Origin of the sequence: Intestinimonas sp. HCP28S3_D6 (assembly GCF_052065695.1) — a bacterium.
Taxonomy (GTDB): Bacteria; Bacillota; Clostridia; order Oscillospirales; family Oscillospiraceae; genus Intestinimonas.
On the sequence record NZ_JBQHTM010000044.1, the window covers coordinates 1 to 13,195 of the forward strand.

Annotated in this window: 9 protein-coding genes and 1 tRNA gene; 1 reads left to right on the forward strand and 9 read right to left on the reverse strand. The window is 65.9% G+C overall.

What is annotated here, in order from left to right; translation table 11 throughout:
• Window positions 1-3 precede the first annotated feature (3 nt).
• A tRNA-Arg gene (locus ACTNBK_RS13275) sits at window positions 4-80 on the reverse strand.
• Between the two features lie 703 nt (window positions 81-783).
• Here ACTNBK_RS13275 and typA point away from each other — a divergent pair.
• Window positions 784-2,607 (forward strand): translational GTPase TypA, encoded by a 1,824-nt coding sequence (gene typA, locus ACTNBK_RS13280; RefSeq protein ID WP_441146770.1) that lies wholly within the window; start codon window positions 784-786, stop codon window positions 2,605-2,607.
• Between the two features lie 54 nt (window positions 2,608-2,661).
• Here typA and ACTNBK_RS13285 read toward each other — a convergent pair whose 3' ends face one another.
• The 8 genes from ACTNBK_RS13285 to ACTNBK_RS13320 all read right to left on the reverse strand — a co-directional run bounded on the left by ACTNBK_RS13285 (window position 2,662) and on the right by ACTNBK_RS13320 (window position 13,176).
• Window positions 2,662-3,729, reverse strand: coding sequence for an SPFH domain-containing protein (locus ACTNBK_RS13285; protein WP_441146772.1), 1,068 nt, complete (start codon window positions 3,727-3,729; stop codon window positions 2,662-2,664).
• Between the two features lie 12 nt (window positions 3,730-3,741).
• The gene (locus tag ACTNBK_RS13290) at window positions 3,742-5,808 is read right to left on the reverse strand and encodes a leucine-rich repeat domain-containing protein (RefSeq protein ID WP_441146774.1); all 2,067 of its coding nucleotides are present in this window, start codon (window positions 5,806-5,808) and stop codon (window positions 3,742-3,744) included.
• Window positions 5,809-5,876: 68 nt separating this feature from the next.
• Window positions 5,877-6,764, reverse strand: a complete 888-nt coding sequence (locus ACTNBK_RS13295) for an MBL fold metallo-hydrolase (protein WP_441146776.1) — start codon at window positions 6,762-6,764, stop codon at window positions 5,877-5,879.
• The gene (gene mnmA, locus ACTNBK_RS13300; RefSeq protein WP_441146778.1) at window positions 6,755-7,792 is read right to left on the reverse strand and encodes a tRNA 2-thiouridine(34) synthase MnmA; all 1,038 of its coding nucleotides are present in this window, start codon (window positions 7,790-7,792) and stop codon (window positions 6,755-6,757) included. Before mnmA ends, ACTNBK_RS13295 begins: the two co-directional genes overlap by 10 nt.
• Before the next feature lie 591 nt (window positions 7,793-8,383).
• The gene (mnmG, locus tag ACTNBK_RS13305; protein WP_441146780.1) at window positions 8,384-10,258 is read right to left on the reverse strand and encodes a tRNA uridine-5-carboxymethylaminomethyl(34) synthesis enzyme MnmG; all 1,875 of its coding nucleotides are present in this window, start codon (window positions 10,256-10,258) and stop codon (window positions 8,384-8,386) included.
• A gap of 37 nt (window positions 10,259-10,295) precedes the next feature.
• Complete coding sequence (locus ACTNBK_RS13310; RefSeq protein WP_441146782.1) at window positions 10,296-12,083, reverse strand: DEAD/DEAH box helicase; 1,788 nt, start codon at window positions 12,081-12,083, stop codon at window positions 10,296-10,298.
• A gap of 74 nt (window positions 12,084-12,157) precedes the next feature.
• Window positions 12,158-12,652 carry a shikimate kinase gene (locus tag ACTNBK_RS13315; protein WP_294511802.1) on the reverse strand — a complete coding sequence of 165 codons (495 nt, stop codon included), beginning with the start codon at window positions 12,650-12,652 and terminating at the stop codon, window positions 12,158-12,160.
• Between the two features lie 116 nt (window positions 12,653-12,768).
• Window positions 12,769-13,176: a hypothetical protein gene (locus ACTNBK_RS13320; RefSeq protein WP_441146784.1), complete on the reverse strand. Its 408-nt coding sequence runs from the start codon at window positions 13,174-13,176 to the stop codon at window positions 12,769-12,771.
• Between the last annotated feature and the right edge of the window lie 19 nt (window positions 13,177-13,195).

Consider the following 13,195-nt stretch of genomic DNA (forward strand, 5'->3'; position numbering starts at 1 on the left):
AGCTGGCGTCCCAGAGAGGATTTGAACCTCCGACCCCACGCTTAGGAGGCGTGTGCTCTATCCAACTGAGCTACTGAGACATGGCTGGTTTTATGACTAAGCCCGAAGAAACTCGAACTTGAATCCTATATGAAGTTTTTCCAAGGTGGCCGTTGTAACGCAACCTTAGGAGGCGGACCCTCTATCCCGGTGAGGTACGGGGGCACATGGTCCCTGGCGTGGGACAAATTTCATTTTAACCCAAAGCCGCCGGGCTGTCAACGGCGGCTTTGCCCCTTCTTTTTCCCCTCCCCGCGAAAAAAAGTTGCGTTTTTCCTTTATTAGAGGTATAATACCACGTTGCGAATCCCACGGACAGCCCGTGGGGAGCTTATTTTATGTTGCCTGCGCGGCGGGAGCCGTTTCCGTCCCGCGCCGGTTTTGGATAGAAAACGCTTGTACGCGCCTGGAGCTCACCCCGCCGGGCGGGGACACCGGGCGGTCTTGCCCTATTAGGAGGAAGGTAAAAGCATGCAGAATCAGAATTTGCGCAACGTCGCCATCATCGCCCACGTCGACCTCGTCGGCGCAAAGTCCGCTTGACTCCGTTTCCGCCGGGCGGCGAAAACTGCGCCCGCTCCCTTGCGCCTCCTCTCCCCACAAAATCGGTGATTTTGCGGGGGCTCCTTTTTATCAGCCCATCGAATTTACAACGTTTTGCCTCGTAAAATACTTGTACGCGCCGGAGTCGCGTCCCGCCTGACGGCGGGCGCGTGGTCTTGCCGTATCAGAAGGAGATAGAATATGCAGAATCAGAATTTGCGCAACGTCGCCATCATCGCCCACGTCGACCACGGCAAGACCACCCTGGTGGACGAGATGCTCAAGCAGGGCGGCGCGTTCCGCGAGAACCAGGCCGTGGCCGAGCGCGTCATGGACTCCAACGACCTGGAGCGCGAGCGCGGCATCACCATCCTGGCCAAGAACACCGCCGTGCAGTACGGCGACGTGAAGATCAACATCGTGGACACCCCGGGCCACGCCGACTTCGGCGGCGAGGTGGAGCGTATCCTCAAGATGGTCAACGGCGTCATCCTGCTGGTGGACGCCGCCGAGGGCCCCATGCCCCAGACCCGCTTCGTCCTCTCCAAGGCCCTGGAGCTGGGCCACCGGGTCATCGTGGTGGTCAACAAGATCGACCGCCCCGACCAGCGCATCCACGAGGTCTGCGACGAGGTGCTGGAGCTCCTCATGGACCTCAACGCCACCGAGGAGCAGTTCGACTCCCCCACCCTCTTCTGCTCCGGCCGCAACGGCACCGCCTCCTACTCCCCCGACGTGCCCGGCACCGACCTCAAGCCCCTCTTTGACACCATCATCGACTATATCCCCGCCCCCGAGGCCGACGTGGACCAGCCCTTCCAGATGCTGGTCTCCTCCATCGACTACAACGAGTTCGTGGGCCGCATCGCCATCGGCCGCATCGAGCGGGGCACCATCAAGCAGAATCAGGAGATCGCGGTGTGCAACTACCACGATCCCGACGCCGCCCCCCAGAAGGCCAAGGCCACTGCCCTCTACCAGTTCCAGGGCCTGAGTAAGGTGCCCGTCACCGAGGCCGACGCCGGCAACATCATCGCCATGAGCGGCATCGGCGACATCACCATCGGCGACACCATCTGCGCCCCCGACTGCGTGGAGCCCATCGAGTTCGTCAAGATCTCCGCCCCCACCATCGAGATGACCTTCTCCGTCAACGACTCCCCCTTCGCCGGCCGGGAGGGCAAGTTCGTCACCTCCCGCCAGCTCCGGGAGCGCCTCTTCCGGGAGACCCTCAAGGATGTCTCCCTCCGGGTCACCGAGACCGACTCCACCGACTCCTTCAACGTGGCCGGCCGGGGCGAGATGTCCCTCTCCATCCTCATGGAGACCATGCGCCGCGAGGGCTACGAGTTCCAGGTCTCCCCGCCCCGCGTGCTCTATCAGGAGATCGACGGCAAGAAGTGCGAGCCCATCGAGCGCCTGGTCTGCGACGTGCCCAGCGACGCCGTGGGCTCCGTCATTGAGAAGATCGGCTCCCGCAAGGGCGAGATGCTGGAGATGACCCCCGTGGGCAACCGCATGAAGCTGGAGTTCCTGGTCCCCGCCCGGGGCCTCTTCGGCTACCGCAACGAATTCCTCACCGACACCAAGGGCGAGGGCATCATGGCCTCCGTCTTTGAGTGCTACGCCCCCTACAAGGGCGACATCGCCCGCCGCTCCAGCGGCTCCCTGGTCTCCTTCGAGACCGGCGAGAGCGTCACCTACGGCCTCTTCAACGCCCAGGAGCGCGGCGTCCTCTTCATCGGTCCCGGCGTGCCCGTCTACGCCGGCATGGTGGTGGGCGAGACCCCCAAGAGCGAGGACATCACCGTCAACATCTGCAAGAAGAAGCAGCTGACCAACATGCGGGCCGCCGGCTCCGACGAGGCCCTCCGCCTCACCACCCCCCGGCAGATGTCCCTGGAGCAGTGCCTGGAGTTCCTGGCCGATGACGAGCTGCTGGAGGTCACCCCCGAGTCCCTCCGCCTGCGCAAGCGCATCCTCAGCCACGCCGACCGCATGAAGGCCCTCAAGGGCAACAAGTAAATCCCGATATACAAAAAAGACCTTCCGTCTGTGACGGAAGGTCTTTTTTTGTATTTAGGTCTGGGGCGCCGGGTCCAGAGGCCGGCCGCACCGGGCGCAGAAGCGGTCCCCCGGCTGGCAGGGGGCGCCGCAGCGCAGGCTCTGGGGCTCCCTGACCCCCTGGCCGCACTTGGGACAGAACACCGCTCCGGCGGGCAGGGGGGCACCGCAGTGGACACAGTAGGCCGGGGCCTCCGCCGTACCGGCGCGGGGGGCGGGTTGGGCGGGCTGAAGGTTCTGCCGCACCAGGTCGGCCACCGCCGCCCCCATGGCCGCCCCCACGCCCACGCCGGCCATACCGCCGTCGCCCCCCAGCTGGTCGGCCGCACGGCCCAGGATGTTGTAGGTCTGGGCCTGCTGGTAGTTGTAGTTGAGGGCCTCCATCTTCTGCCGCTCACTGAGCACCGCTTTGAGCCGCTGCACCGAGGGGTCGTTCTCCGGGGCGTTGATGGAGTTGATGAAAAAGCTGACCAGCCGGATGCCGTAGGCGGCAAAGAAGTCCTGGAGCCGCCCGGCGATGCGCTCCGAGAGCTCCGCGATGCGGGCGCTTGCCTCCACGAAGCTGATACCCTCCTCGGTGAGGGCGGTGGAGAGCTCATCGGTGACCCGGCTGCCCACCAGCCCCCGGAAGTAGCGGATCAGGTCATCGGTGGTGTAGGCGTGGGCAGTGCCCACCAGCTTTTCCAGAAAGAGCCCCGGGTCCTGCACCGATACGCCGTACTGCCCGAAGGCCCGGAGGGGAATAATAACCTGATACACCGGGTCCTTGAGCTGGATGGGCACCTGGGTGCCCCACTTGATGTCCAGGAGGCTGCGCTGATTGACATAAAACACTTCCGCCGTGAAGGGGGAACGTCCCCCGAAGGGGAGGTTAATGAGGGCGCTGAGGATGGGCAGGTTGTTGGTGTCCAGGGTATAGGTGCCGCTCTCAAAGAGGTCGCAGATCCGCCCCTCCTTGACAAAGACCGCCGTCTGGGCCGGGCCCACCACCAGCTGGGAGCCGCTGTTCATGTTCTCCTTGGGGTACTTCCACACCAGGGCCTCCTGAGGACCCTCAAACTTAATGACTTGAAAAAGCGCCATAGCGCCCGCCTCCTATCGGATGAGAATGAGGCCGCCCCGGTCCTCCACCGGGCCGTAGTCGGGGATGGGATTGCCGGAGAGATTCAGATAGGTGAGCCCCGTCAGGCCGGAGAGGGGGGTGAGGTCGCTGATGCTGTTGCTGGAGAGGTCCAGCCAGGTGAGATTCGTGAGCCCCGCCAGGGGGGTGATGTCCGACACCCCGCAGTCGGAGAGGTCCAGCTCCTCCAGCCAGGTGAGACCGGCCAGAGGCTCCACAAAGGCGGAGGCGGGTCCGGCCTCATAGCTCCAGTAGAGGTCGCCGGGGCCCGGCGGGGTGTCCACCATGTCCCGGAAGCCGGACAGATCCAGCCGCCGCAGCTGCGTAAGCCCGGACAGGAGGGAGAAGTTGGTCCCCTCCGCGTCCACCTCCGAGAGGTCCAGCACCTGGAGGGTGGGGATGGTGAGCACCGGGTCCAGGGGACCGTACACCGAATGGCCCCCCAGGTCCAGCTCCTCCAGGGGCAGACCCCGGAGACCGCTCAGCCCCACCAGAGAGGTGTCATAGATGGTGTAGAAGCTGGTCTCCCCACGCAGGTCCAGCTTCCTCAGATGGGTGAGCCCCCCAAGGGCGGAGAGGTCGGTCTCGCTGCGGGTGAAGTAGAGGGTGAGCTCCTCCAGATTGGAGAGGGGCAGCAGATAGCTCAGATCCTTGGTGGAGAGGAGCTCCAGGGAGGTGAGCGCGGTGAGGGCGGCCATGTCCGCCTGGCTCTCAAAGGTCTCGTCGCTCTCCAGCACCAGATGGGTGAGGTTGGTGAGCCCGCCCAGCTCGGGCACCTGCTCCACCTCGTCATTGCTGGTAAAGGTGAGGGAGGTGAGCCCGGTGAGGCCCGCCAGGAAGGCGGTGTTGGTGACCCCGGTGTCGATCACCGACAGCTCCTTGAGGCCGGTGAGCCCGGCGATGGGGGAGAGGTCGGTGATGGCCTGCCCCGTCAGGGAGAGGCTGGTGAGCTGGCTCATCTGGGCCAGGGAGGCCACGCTGGTGAGGCCGTCGTTGTCCACCAGAGTGAGGGAGGTGAGTCCCTTCAGGGCGGGCAGCACCGAGAGGTCGGTGAGGTCGGTGTTGGTGAGGTTCAGCGACTTCAGGTTGGGCAGGACGTCCACCCCCGCCAGGGAGGTAAGAGGGCTGTTGAGGATGGTCAGCTCCTCCAGACCCGTCAGGCTGGCGAGGGGGGTGAGATCGGTGAGGGTGCCGCTGCCGGTGGCGAGGGCGGTGAGGTGGGGGAGGAGGAACTCCTGGGCGTCCACCCGCTTCTCCCGCACCTCCAGCCGCAGCAGCCCCTGGAAGCAGAAGAGGCCCAGGCCGTCTGAGAGGTCGCCCCCCTCCACCTGGAAGGTGACCGCCCCGGCGTCGGTGCCGGCGGGGTCATAGCCGATGGCCACCGTCCGGCCCCCGGAGAGGGGGTCCTCACTGCCCACGGAGAGATAGGTGGTGTCCTGGAGGTCGGCCAGGGTGATGAGGCCGGCGCTCTTGCCCAGCAGCAGCTCCAGGGCCTGCCGCAGGGGGGAGCCGGGCATGAGGACGTCCAGGGTGGTGTCGGCCACCTGGGGGAAGAGGGTGGCCTCCCCGGACAGGGCGTCGCTCAGCAGGGCCAGCCGCACGGCCAGGATCTCCTGGCCATAGCTCTGGAAGGTCTCCACGCACCAGCTGCCCGTCTCCTCACCGGGCGCCTGCTCCACCATCAGATAGGCGTAGTTCCAGGCCAGCTCCGTCCGGTTCTGCTCCAGATAGCTGGCGATGACCACCTCATAGGAGTCTGTGTCGGCGGTGTCGTTCTGAATGGCCTCCAGGGCGGACTCCAGGTTCCCCTGGCCGCCGCCCCCGCCGGCGCTCAGCAGCGCCGTCACTACCCATCCCGCGCCCAGCAGGGCCAGCAGGAGGAGCAGCAGCACCGCGGCACGGCTCCGGCGGGACGCCTGGGGCGCTTGGGCCGCCGCCGGAGCCGGCGGCGCCGCAGGCAGGGGGCTGCCGCAGGAGGGGCAATAGCGCTCTCCGGCGTCCACGATCGATTGGCAGTACTCACATTTTACCGTTGCTTTCATCCTGACACCTCGATATGTAGCATCCGAAAATTCCTGCAAAGCTTCCCAAAAAATGGGCAGAGACAACCTCAGATCCGGACAAAATACCGCACACCCTCCCGGATCACGATGTCCATGCGGCCCATATCCACCAGGTACTCCGCCATGGCGTCGATGTTCCGGGCGTAGAGAGCCGCCTTCTCCACGTGGGTGGTGAGGAGCTGCTTCTTCCGGTAGTAGGCCAGGCACAGCTGGTCCATGCTCACCGGCTCCGGCGCCAGGGACAGCAGGTCTTCACACAGCCGGTCCAGAGCCGCCACATTGGCGTCCACCAGACCGGGCAGGTCCTCCGTCACCCCCTGGTGGGCCACCACGCACACCTCGCAGGGCGTGCGCCGCAGCTTCTCCATGCTCTGCCGGGCCTCCTCGTGGAGGGCGTGATAGGGCAGCTTGGCGCTCTCCAGCACCTGTCCCGCCATGAGGGCGTCGGCGGTGTAGAGGACCCCGTCGGGGGTGACGGTGCAGATGTGGTCGGGGGTATGGCCGGGGGTGTGGACCACCTGGAAGGGCACTGAGCAGAACTCCATGATCCCGTCCCGCACCCCCACCGTCTCGTCCACAGGCCCCAGCAGGTGGCCGTTCCGGGCCTCCAGGCTCCGGGGGGTAAAGGCGTTATACACCGCTTTGTACATGATAAGGCTGGCGCTGAGGGCGGCCTCGCCCAGGGGCAGGCAGATCCTGGCCCCGTACCGCTTGCGCAGATAGCTGTTGTTGCCGGCGTGGTCCCGGTGGGCGTGGGAGCAGAACACGCCCAGAGGCGTCAGCCCCGCCCCCTCCAGGGCGGCGGTGAGGGCTTCCCCCTCAAAGGCGTGGCCGCTGTCCAGCAGGACGCACTTGCCCCCCGGCAGGCGCACCAGAGGGATGAGCTCCGCCCCCACCAGGCACCAGGTATCTCCTTTGATCTGTCTCAGTTCCACGCCGCTCCGCTCCTTTCGATCCAGGCGCTGCCCAGCACCACGTCGCCGTCATAAAAGACGGCCAACTGGCCCGGCGTGGGCGCCCGGGCGGGCTCTGTCAGACGGACCTCCACCCGCTCCCCGGCCCCGGGCAGGAGGACGGCGGGGGTCTCGGTCCGGGAGTGGCGCAGCCGCACCGTCACCTCCATGGGGCCGTCCAGGCCGTCCACGGCAATCCAGTTGGGCCGCACGCAGAGCACCTGCCGGGCCATGAGGTCGCTGCCGTCGGAAAGGGTGACGGTATTGTGGACAGGGTCAATGGCGGTGACGAAGTACCGGTGGGGACCCGACACCCCCAGGCCCCGGCCCTGGCCGATGGTGTAGTGGTGGTAGCCCTTGTGGCGGCCCAGCACCTTGCCGTCCTTGTCAATAAAGTCCCCCGGCGGCGGGGTCTCCCCCCGGCGGTCCAGCCAGGCGGCGTAGTCCCCGTCGGGGATGAAGCAGATCTCCATGGAGTCGGGCTTCTGGGCCACAGACAGACCCAGCTCCGCCGCCATGGCCCGGACCTGGACCTTCTCATAGGGGCCCAGGGGAAAGACCACCCGGCGGAGGATGGTCTGGGTCAGCCGGGAGAGCATATAGGACTGGTCGTTGGCCGGCATGCCCTTGCGCAGCAGCACCCGGCCGTCGGGGCCGGGGGTCACCCGGGCGTAGTGGCCGGTAGCCACGTACTGGGCCCCCTCGCCCTCGGCCGCCTCGATGAGGGAGGGGAATTTCACCAGGGGGTTGCACCGGGCGCAGGGGAGGGGGGTCCGCCCCGCCAGGTACTCCCGCTGGAAGTCGGCGCAGACGAAGTGCTCCAGCTGCGCCCGGATGTCCACCGTCCGGAAGGGGAGGGACAGGCTGTCCGCCAGGGCGGCGGCGGCCTCAGCGCCCCCCAGACCGATGTCCAGAAAGACACAGATGACATCATAGTTTTCCCGGAGTAGGGCGGCGGACACGGCGGAGTCCACCCCGCCGGACAGGCCCAGAATCAGTTTTGGCTTCATAGATACCTCCATGTGAAAAGGGGGTGGGAATGGGGGCCGCAGCGTGAAGAAAATGTGCCGGTGGCACATTTTTAGCGTAGGCCCGGCCAGCTATGCTGGACGGGTTTCGCTGGATAGGAAAATAAAATTCATCTATCCAACACCCCCTCATCCGCCCCAGTGTGCTCACTGGGGCACCTTCCCCCCACAGGGGGGAAGGTCATATTTGCGGAACAAATTACTGATAAACATACATTTGAGGACGGGGGAGACGGTCAAAACCCGTTTCGCTTCCCTGCTGGAAAAAGAACGGTTTTGGAATCCAAAGAAAAAGGGGCTCCCGTGTGGGTTAGGTGATTCCAAATAGGAATCCGGCGGCCCGGCTTTACGCCCCCGCCCAGCACCAGCACCGTCCGCAGGAGACTTCGCCGGTGGAACAGGGATAAGTCGTGGTCCTATCCAACATTTTTTCGCCGCCTGCGTGGGTGGGCGTCGGGGCGTGGTGGCGCTGACTGGGATTTTCTTTGTTGTAACGTGGAATGGTTTTGGGTGGCGTCCCGTTGACCTTCCCCCCACAGGGGGAAGGTTTTTAGGCGGTCGATTGTCGCCCGTTTACCCGTTCCGGTGCTCCAGCCAGATCATCAGGGCGGCGACATCTGCCGGACTTACGCCGGAGATGCGGCTGGCCTGGCCCAGGCTCAGGGGGCGGATCTGCTGGAGCTTCTGGCGGGCCTCCAGGCGAAGGACGGAGATCTCCATATAATCGAGGTCCGGGGGCAGGGGGCGGGTCTCCAGCTTGCGCATCTCCTCCACCTGCCGCTGCTGCCGGGCGATGTACCCCTCGTATTTGAGGGCGATCTCCACCTGTTCGGTGACCTCCGACCGCAGGTGGGGCCGGTCGGGGTCGAAGGGGGCAAGGTCGGCGTAGCCCACCCGGGGCCGCCGGAGGAGGTCGGCCAGCCGGGCGCCGTCCCGGGCGGGGGACTCCCCATGCTCCGTGAGCATGGCATTGAGGGCCTCCGAGGGGGCCACCCCGGTGCTCATGAGCCGCTTGACCTCCTTGTCCACGGCGGCGTACTTTTCCAGCACCCGCCGGTAGCGCTCGTCGGAGACCAGGCCGATCTCGTGGCCCACGGGACACAGCCGCTGATCGGCGTTGTCCTGGCGGCAGAGGAGGCGGTACTCCGTCCGGGAGGTCATCATGCGGTAGGGCTCGTTGGTGCCCTTGGTCACCAGGTCGTCGATGAGCACGCCGACATACCCCTGGTCCCGGGTGAGCACCATGGGGGGTCGGCCCAGCAGCTTCAATGCGGCGTTCACCCCCGCCACGAAGCCCTGGACGGCGGCCTCCTCATAGCCCGAGGAGCCGTTGAACTGCCCCGCGCCGTAGAGCCCCGGCACCCTGATGTGCTCCAGGGTGGGGTAGAGCTCGGTAGGGTCGCAGCAGTCGTACTCGATGGCGTAGGCGCACCGGGTCATCTCGGCCTCCTCCAAGCCGGGGATGGTGTGGAGCATCTCCACCTGGACCTCCTCGGGGAGGGAGGAGGAGAAGCCCTGGATGTAGAGCTCCTCCGTGTCCAGCCCCATGGGCTCGATGAAGAGCTGGTGCCGGGGTTTATCGGCGAACCGGACCACCTTGTCCTCGATGGAGGGGCAGTACCGGGGGCCCACCCCCTCGATGACCCCGGAGAAGAGGGGGGAGCGGCTCAGATTCCGGCGGATGACGTCGTGGGTGGCCTCACTGGTATAGGTGAGGTAGCACACCGCCCAGTTTTCCGGCGGGGTCTCCGTCTCGAAGGAGAAGGGGACCACCGTCTCGTCTCCGGGCTGGAGCTCCATTTTGGAAAAGTCCACGCTGCGGCGGTTCACCCGGGGGGGCGTCCCCGTCTTGAACCGGCGCAGGCTCACCCCCAGCTTCCGGAGGCTCTCGGTGAGGGGGAGGGCGGCGGCCAGGCCGTCGGGCCCCGAGTCCCGGGTGACCTCCCCCACGATGGTGCGGCCACCCAGGTAGGTGCCGGTACACACCACGGCGGCCCTCACATGATAGACGGCGCCGGTGGCCGTTTTGACCCCGGAGACGGCGCCTTTTTCATCGGTGAGGACGGCCACCACCTCGGCCTGCTTCACCCACAGGTTCTCCTGGAGCTCCAGGGTGTGCTTCATAATCTTCTGGTACTCCCGGCGGTCGGCCTGGGCCCGGAGGGACCACACGGCGGGACCCTTGCCCTTGTTGAGGACCCGGTACTGGATGCAGGCCTTATCCGCCGCCCGGGCCATCTCGCCGCCCAGGGCGTCCAGCTCCCGGACCAGGTGGCCCTTGCCGGTGCCTCCGATGGCCGGGTTACAGGGCATATTGCCCACCGCGTCCAGGTTCACCGTGAAGCACAGGGTCCTCAGCCCCAGCCGGGCGGCGGCCAGTGCCGCTTCGATGCCCGCGTGGCCGGCGCCGATGACCGCAATGTCATATTCTCCCGCGAAATAGTCCATGGATGGGTCGGAGCTCCTTTTTGTGGGGATTGGGAAATCAGTCGTGCTCGATATAATAGGGCTTCATGAGGCTGGGCTGCTCGGTGGAGTCCTTCACCGCCCCGCTCTTCATGGGCATCATGGGCCGTCCGCCCCGGGGACCGTGGCCCCGGTCGTGGCGGCGCTTGGACTGGGCCTTAGGCGCGGGGGCCGCCTTGGCCGTCTGGGCCTGACGCACCTTCTTCTGGGCCTGGCTCTCGGGGGCGGCGCTCTCCCCGCCCTTCTTTTTCTTCTTCCGGCGGTGGGAACGGCTCTGGCCCTCCTCCGCCTTCACCGGCTCCGGCTTGGCCGGGGCCTTCCGGGGGACCAGCAGACGGGCGGTGGCGTCCATGATGTGGTCGGAGGACAGGGGGTCGGGCCGGTAAAAGTCGTGGTACTCCTCCCGCTCGGGCCCGGTGCTCCGCTCGGGCAGCACCGCGTCCAGCACGCCGGGGCCCTCCGCCTTCTTCCAGCGGGGCTCCCGCTTTTTCTTGGGGGCAGGGACGGGAGCGGCAGCCTGGGCCGCCTGGGCGGCCGCCTTCTGCCGCTTCTTCTCCTCGGCCGCCGCCTTGTTGGCGGCGTCCCGGGCGCGGCGGCGCTCCTTGGCGGCGGCACGGGCCTCGGCGTCCTCAGCGTTCACCGTGCGGCCCTTGGCGTCCTTGGCCACCTCAAAGACCTGCATGGGCCAGGGGTGGCCCCCCAGCACCGGGATGGACCGGCCAATGAGCTTCTCGATGCCCTTTAAATACTCCTTTTCCGCAAAATCGCAGAAGGAGACGGCGGTGCCGCCGTGACCCGCCCGGCCGGTACGGCCGATGCGGTGGACGTAGGTCTCGGGCACCTCGGGCAGGTTGTAGTTGAAGACGTGGGAGAGCTCCTCGATGTCGATGCCCCGGGCGGCGATGTCGGTGGCCACCAGGCACTTCACCCGCCCCGCCTTGAAGTCGGAGAGGGCCTGCTGCCGGGCGGTCTGGGACTTGTTGCCGTGGATGGCGGCGGCGGAGATGCCCGCCTTGTTGAGGTCGGCGGCCACCTTGTTGGCCCCGTGCTTGGTGCGGGTAAAGACCAGGGCGTTCCTCACGCCCAGCTCCTCCACCAGGTAGGCCAGCAGCTTGGACTTGTTGCCCTTGTCCACAAAGCACACCTTCTGGTCGATGACCTCCACCGGGGAGGACACCGGGTCCACCTCCACCTTGGCGGGGTCGTGGAGGAGGGCGTCCACCAGCTCCATGACCTCGGGGGGCATGGTGGCGGAGAAGAAGAGGGTCTGCTTCTTCTCCGGGAGGAGCTTGAGCACCCGGCGCACGTCGTGGATGAAGCCCATGTCCAGCATGCGGTCGGCCTCGTCCAGGACGAAGATCTCCACCCGGCTCAGGTCCAGGAGGCCCTGGCCCTGGAGGTCCAGCAGCCGGCCGGGGGTGGCCACCAGGATGTCCACGCCCTTTTTCAGCCGGTCCACCTGGGGCTGCTGCCCCACGCCGCCGAAGATGACGGTGGAGCGCAGGGGCAGGTTCCGGCCGTAGGCGGCAAAGCACTCCTGGATCTGGAGGGCCAGCTCCCGGGTGGGGGTGAGAATGAGGGCGCGGATATACCGGGGCCCCACCACCACGTCGGCGTTGAGACGCTGGAGGATGGGGGTGGCGAAGGCACAGGTCTTGCCCGTGCCGGTCTGGGCGCAGCCCAGCACGTCCCGGCCCTTCAGGGCGGGGGGGATGGCCTGGCGCTGGATGGGGGTGGGCTGGTCATAGCCCTGGGCGGCAAGGGCCTTCAGAATGGGGGAGATGAGCCCTAATTCCTTAAAATCCATATGGTTGTCGTTCCTTCTCTTCGATTTTTGTTTCAAAAACGGGAAAACGCGTGTTTGCACGTGTGAGAGCGCCCTTATTTCAGGGCACGTAATACCTGCTCCACCGTCTCCTCCAGGGTCTGCCGGTCCACCGCCACGGTGAGGTCGGCGTACTTCCGGTAAAGGGGGGCGCGGTAGTCGTAGATGTGGGCCAGGGTCTCGCCCGGAGCCATGGCGATGCCCCGGGTGCTGATGTTGTGGAGCCTGCGCTCCAGCTCCTCAAGCGGCAGCTGCAAATAGACGATACGGCCCAGGCCCTTCAGGTGCTCCATGGCCCCGTCCCGGCACACCACGCTCCCCCCCGTGGCGATCACCGTCCGGTCACAGTCCACCGAGCCGATGGCGGCGGCCTCCCGGTCCAGGAAGTCCTCCACTCCCAGCTCATCCACCAGGTCCTGGAGGAGACGCCCCTCCCGCTCCTGGATCACCAGATCCGTATCCAAAAACGCGTAGCCCAGGGTCTTGGCCAGGAGCACGCCCACGGTGCTCTTGCCCGCCCCGGGCATGCCGATGAGTATGATATTGTTCATGTGCTACCTCTCTAGTCTCTCAGAAAAGTCAAAAACATATCAGGATATTATACCAAAAAAATGCCGCCGTGGCAACCATCGTCCACGGCGGCAGGGGTTTATTTCAACTTTTATGCTCAGTTCTTGGCGATCTCAATGACCACGGGGGGAGTCTTCTCGTCGCCCAGGGTGCCGGTGTACACAACGGTCACCTCGTCACCCTCGTTGATGCCGTCCACCTTCAGGTCCTTGGCGAAGTCGAAGACCTGATAGTCGTCGCCCACCACCAGCACCAGGTAGTCCTCCAGCTTGTTGACCACACCGGAGACGGCGTGCTCCTCCTCGTTGGGGGTGCCGGTCTCGGCGGGAGCGGTCTCATCCACGGGGGTGGTCTCATCCATGGGGGCGGTGGTGTCGGTCACGGGAGCGGTGGTCTCCACCGGGGCGGTGGTGGCGGGGGCGGGGCTCTCCTTGGCAGTCTTGCCGCAGGCGGCCAGGCTCAGGGCCATGACACCCACCAGCAGAATAGAAGCAGCACGTTTCATAACTTTGTTTCCTCCTTAA

Bases quoted from the DNA above. Each gene is read 5' to 3' on its own strand.
- typA (WP_441146770.1), top strand. From the start codon at position 784: ATGCAGAATCAGAATTTGCGCAACGTCGCCATCATCGCCCACGTCGAC.
- ACTNBK_RS13285 (WP_441146772.1), bottom strand. From the start codon at position 3,729: ATGGCGCTTTTTCAAGTCATTAAGTTTGAGGGTCCTCAGGAGGCCCTG.
- ACTNBK_RS13290 (WP_441146774.1), bottom strand. From the start codon at position 5,808: ATGAAAGCAACGGTAAAATGTGAGTACTGCCAATCGATCGTGGACGCC.
- mnmA (WP_441146778.1), bottom strand. From the start codon at position 7,792: ATGAAGCCAAAACTGATTCTGGGCCTGTCCGGCGGGGTGGACTCCGCC.
- mnmG (WP_441146780.1), bottom strand. From the start codon at position 10,258: ATGGACTATTTCGCGGGAGAATATGACATTGCGGTCATCGGCGCCGGC.
- ACTNBK_RS13310 (WP_441146782.1), bottom strand. From the start codon at position 12,083: ATGGATTTTAAGGAATTAGGGCTCATCTCCCCCATTCTGAAGGCCCTT.
- ACTNBK_RS13315 (WP_294511802.1), bottom strand. From the start codon at position 12,652: ATGAACAATATCATACTCATCGGCATGCCCGGGGCGGGCAAGAGCACC.
- ACTNBK_RS13320 (WP_441146784.1), bottom strand. From the start codon at position 13,176: ATGAAACGTGCTGCTTCTATTCTGCTGGTGGGTGTCATGGCCCTGAGC.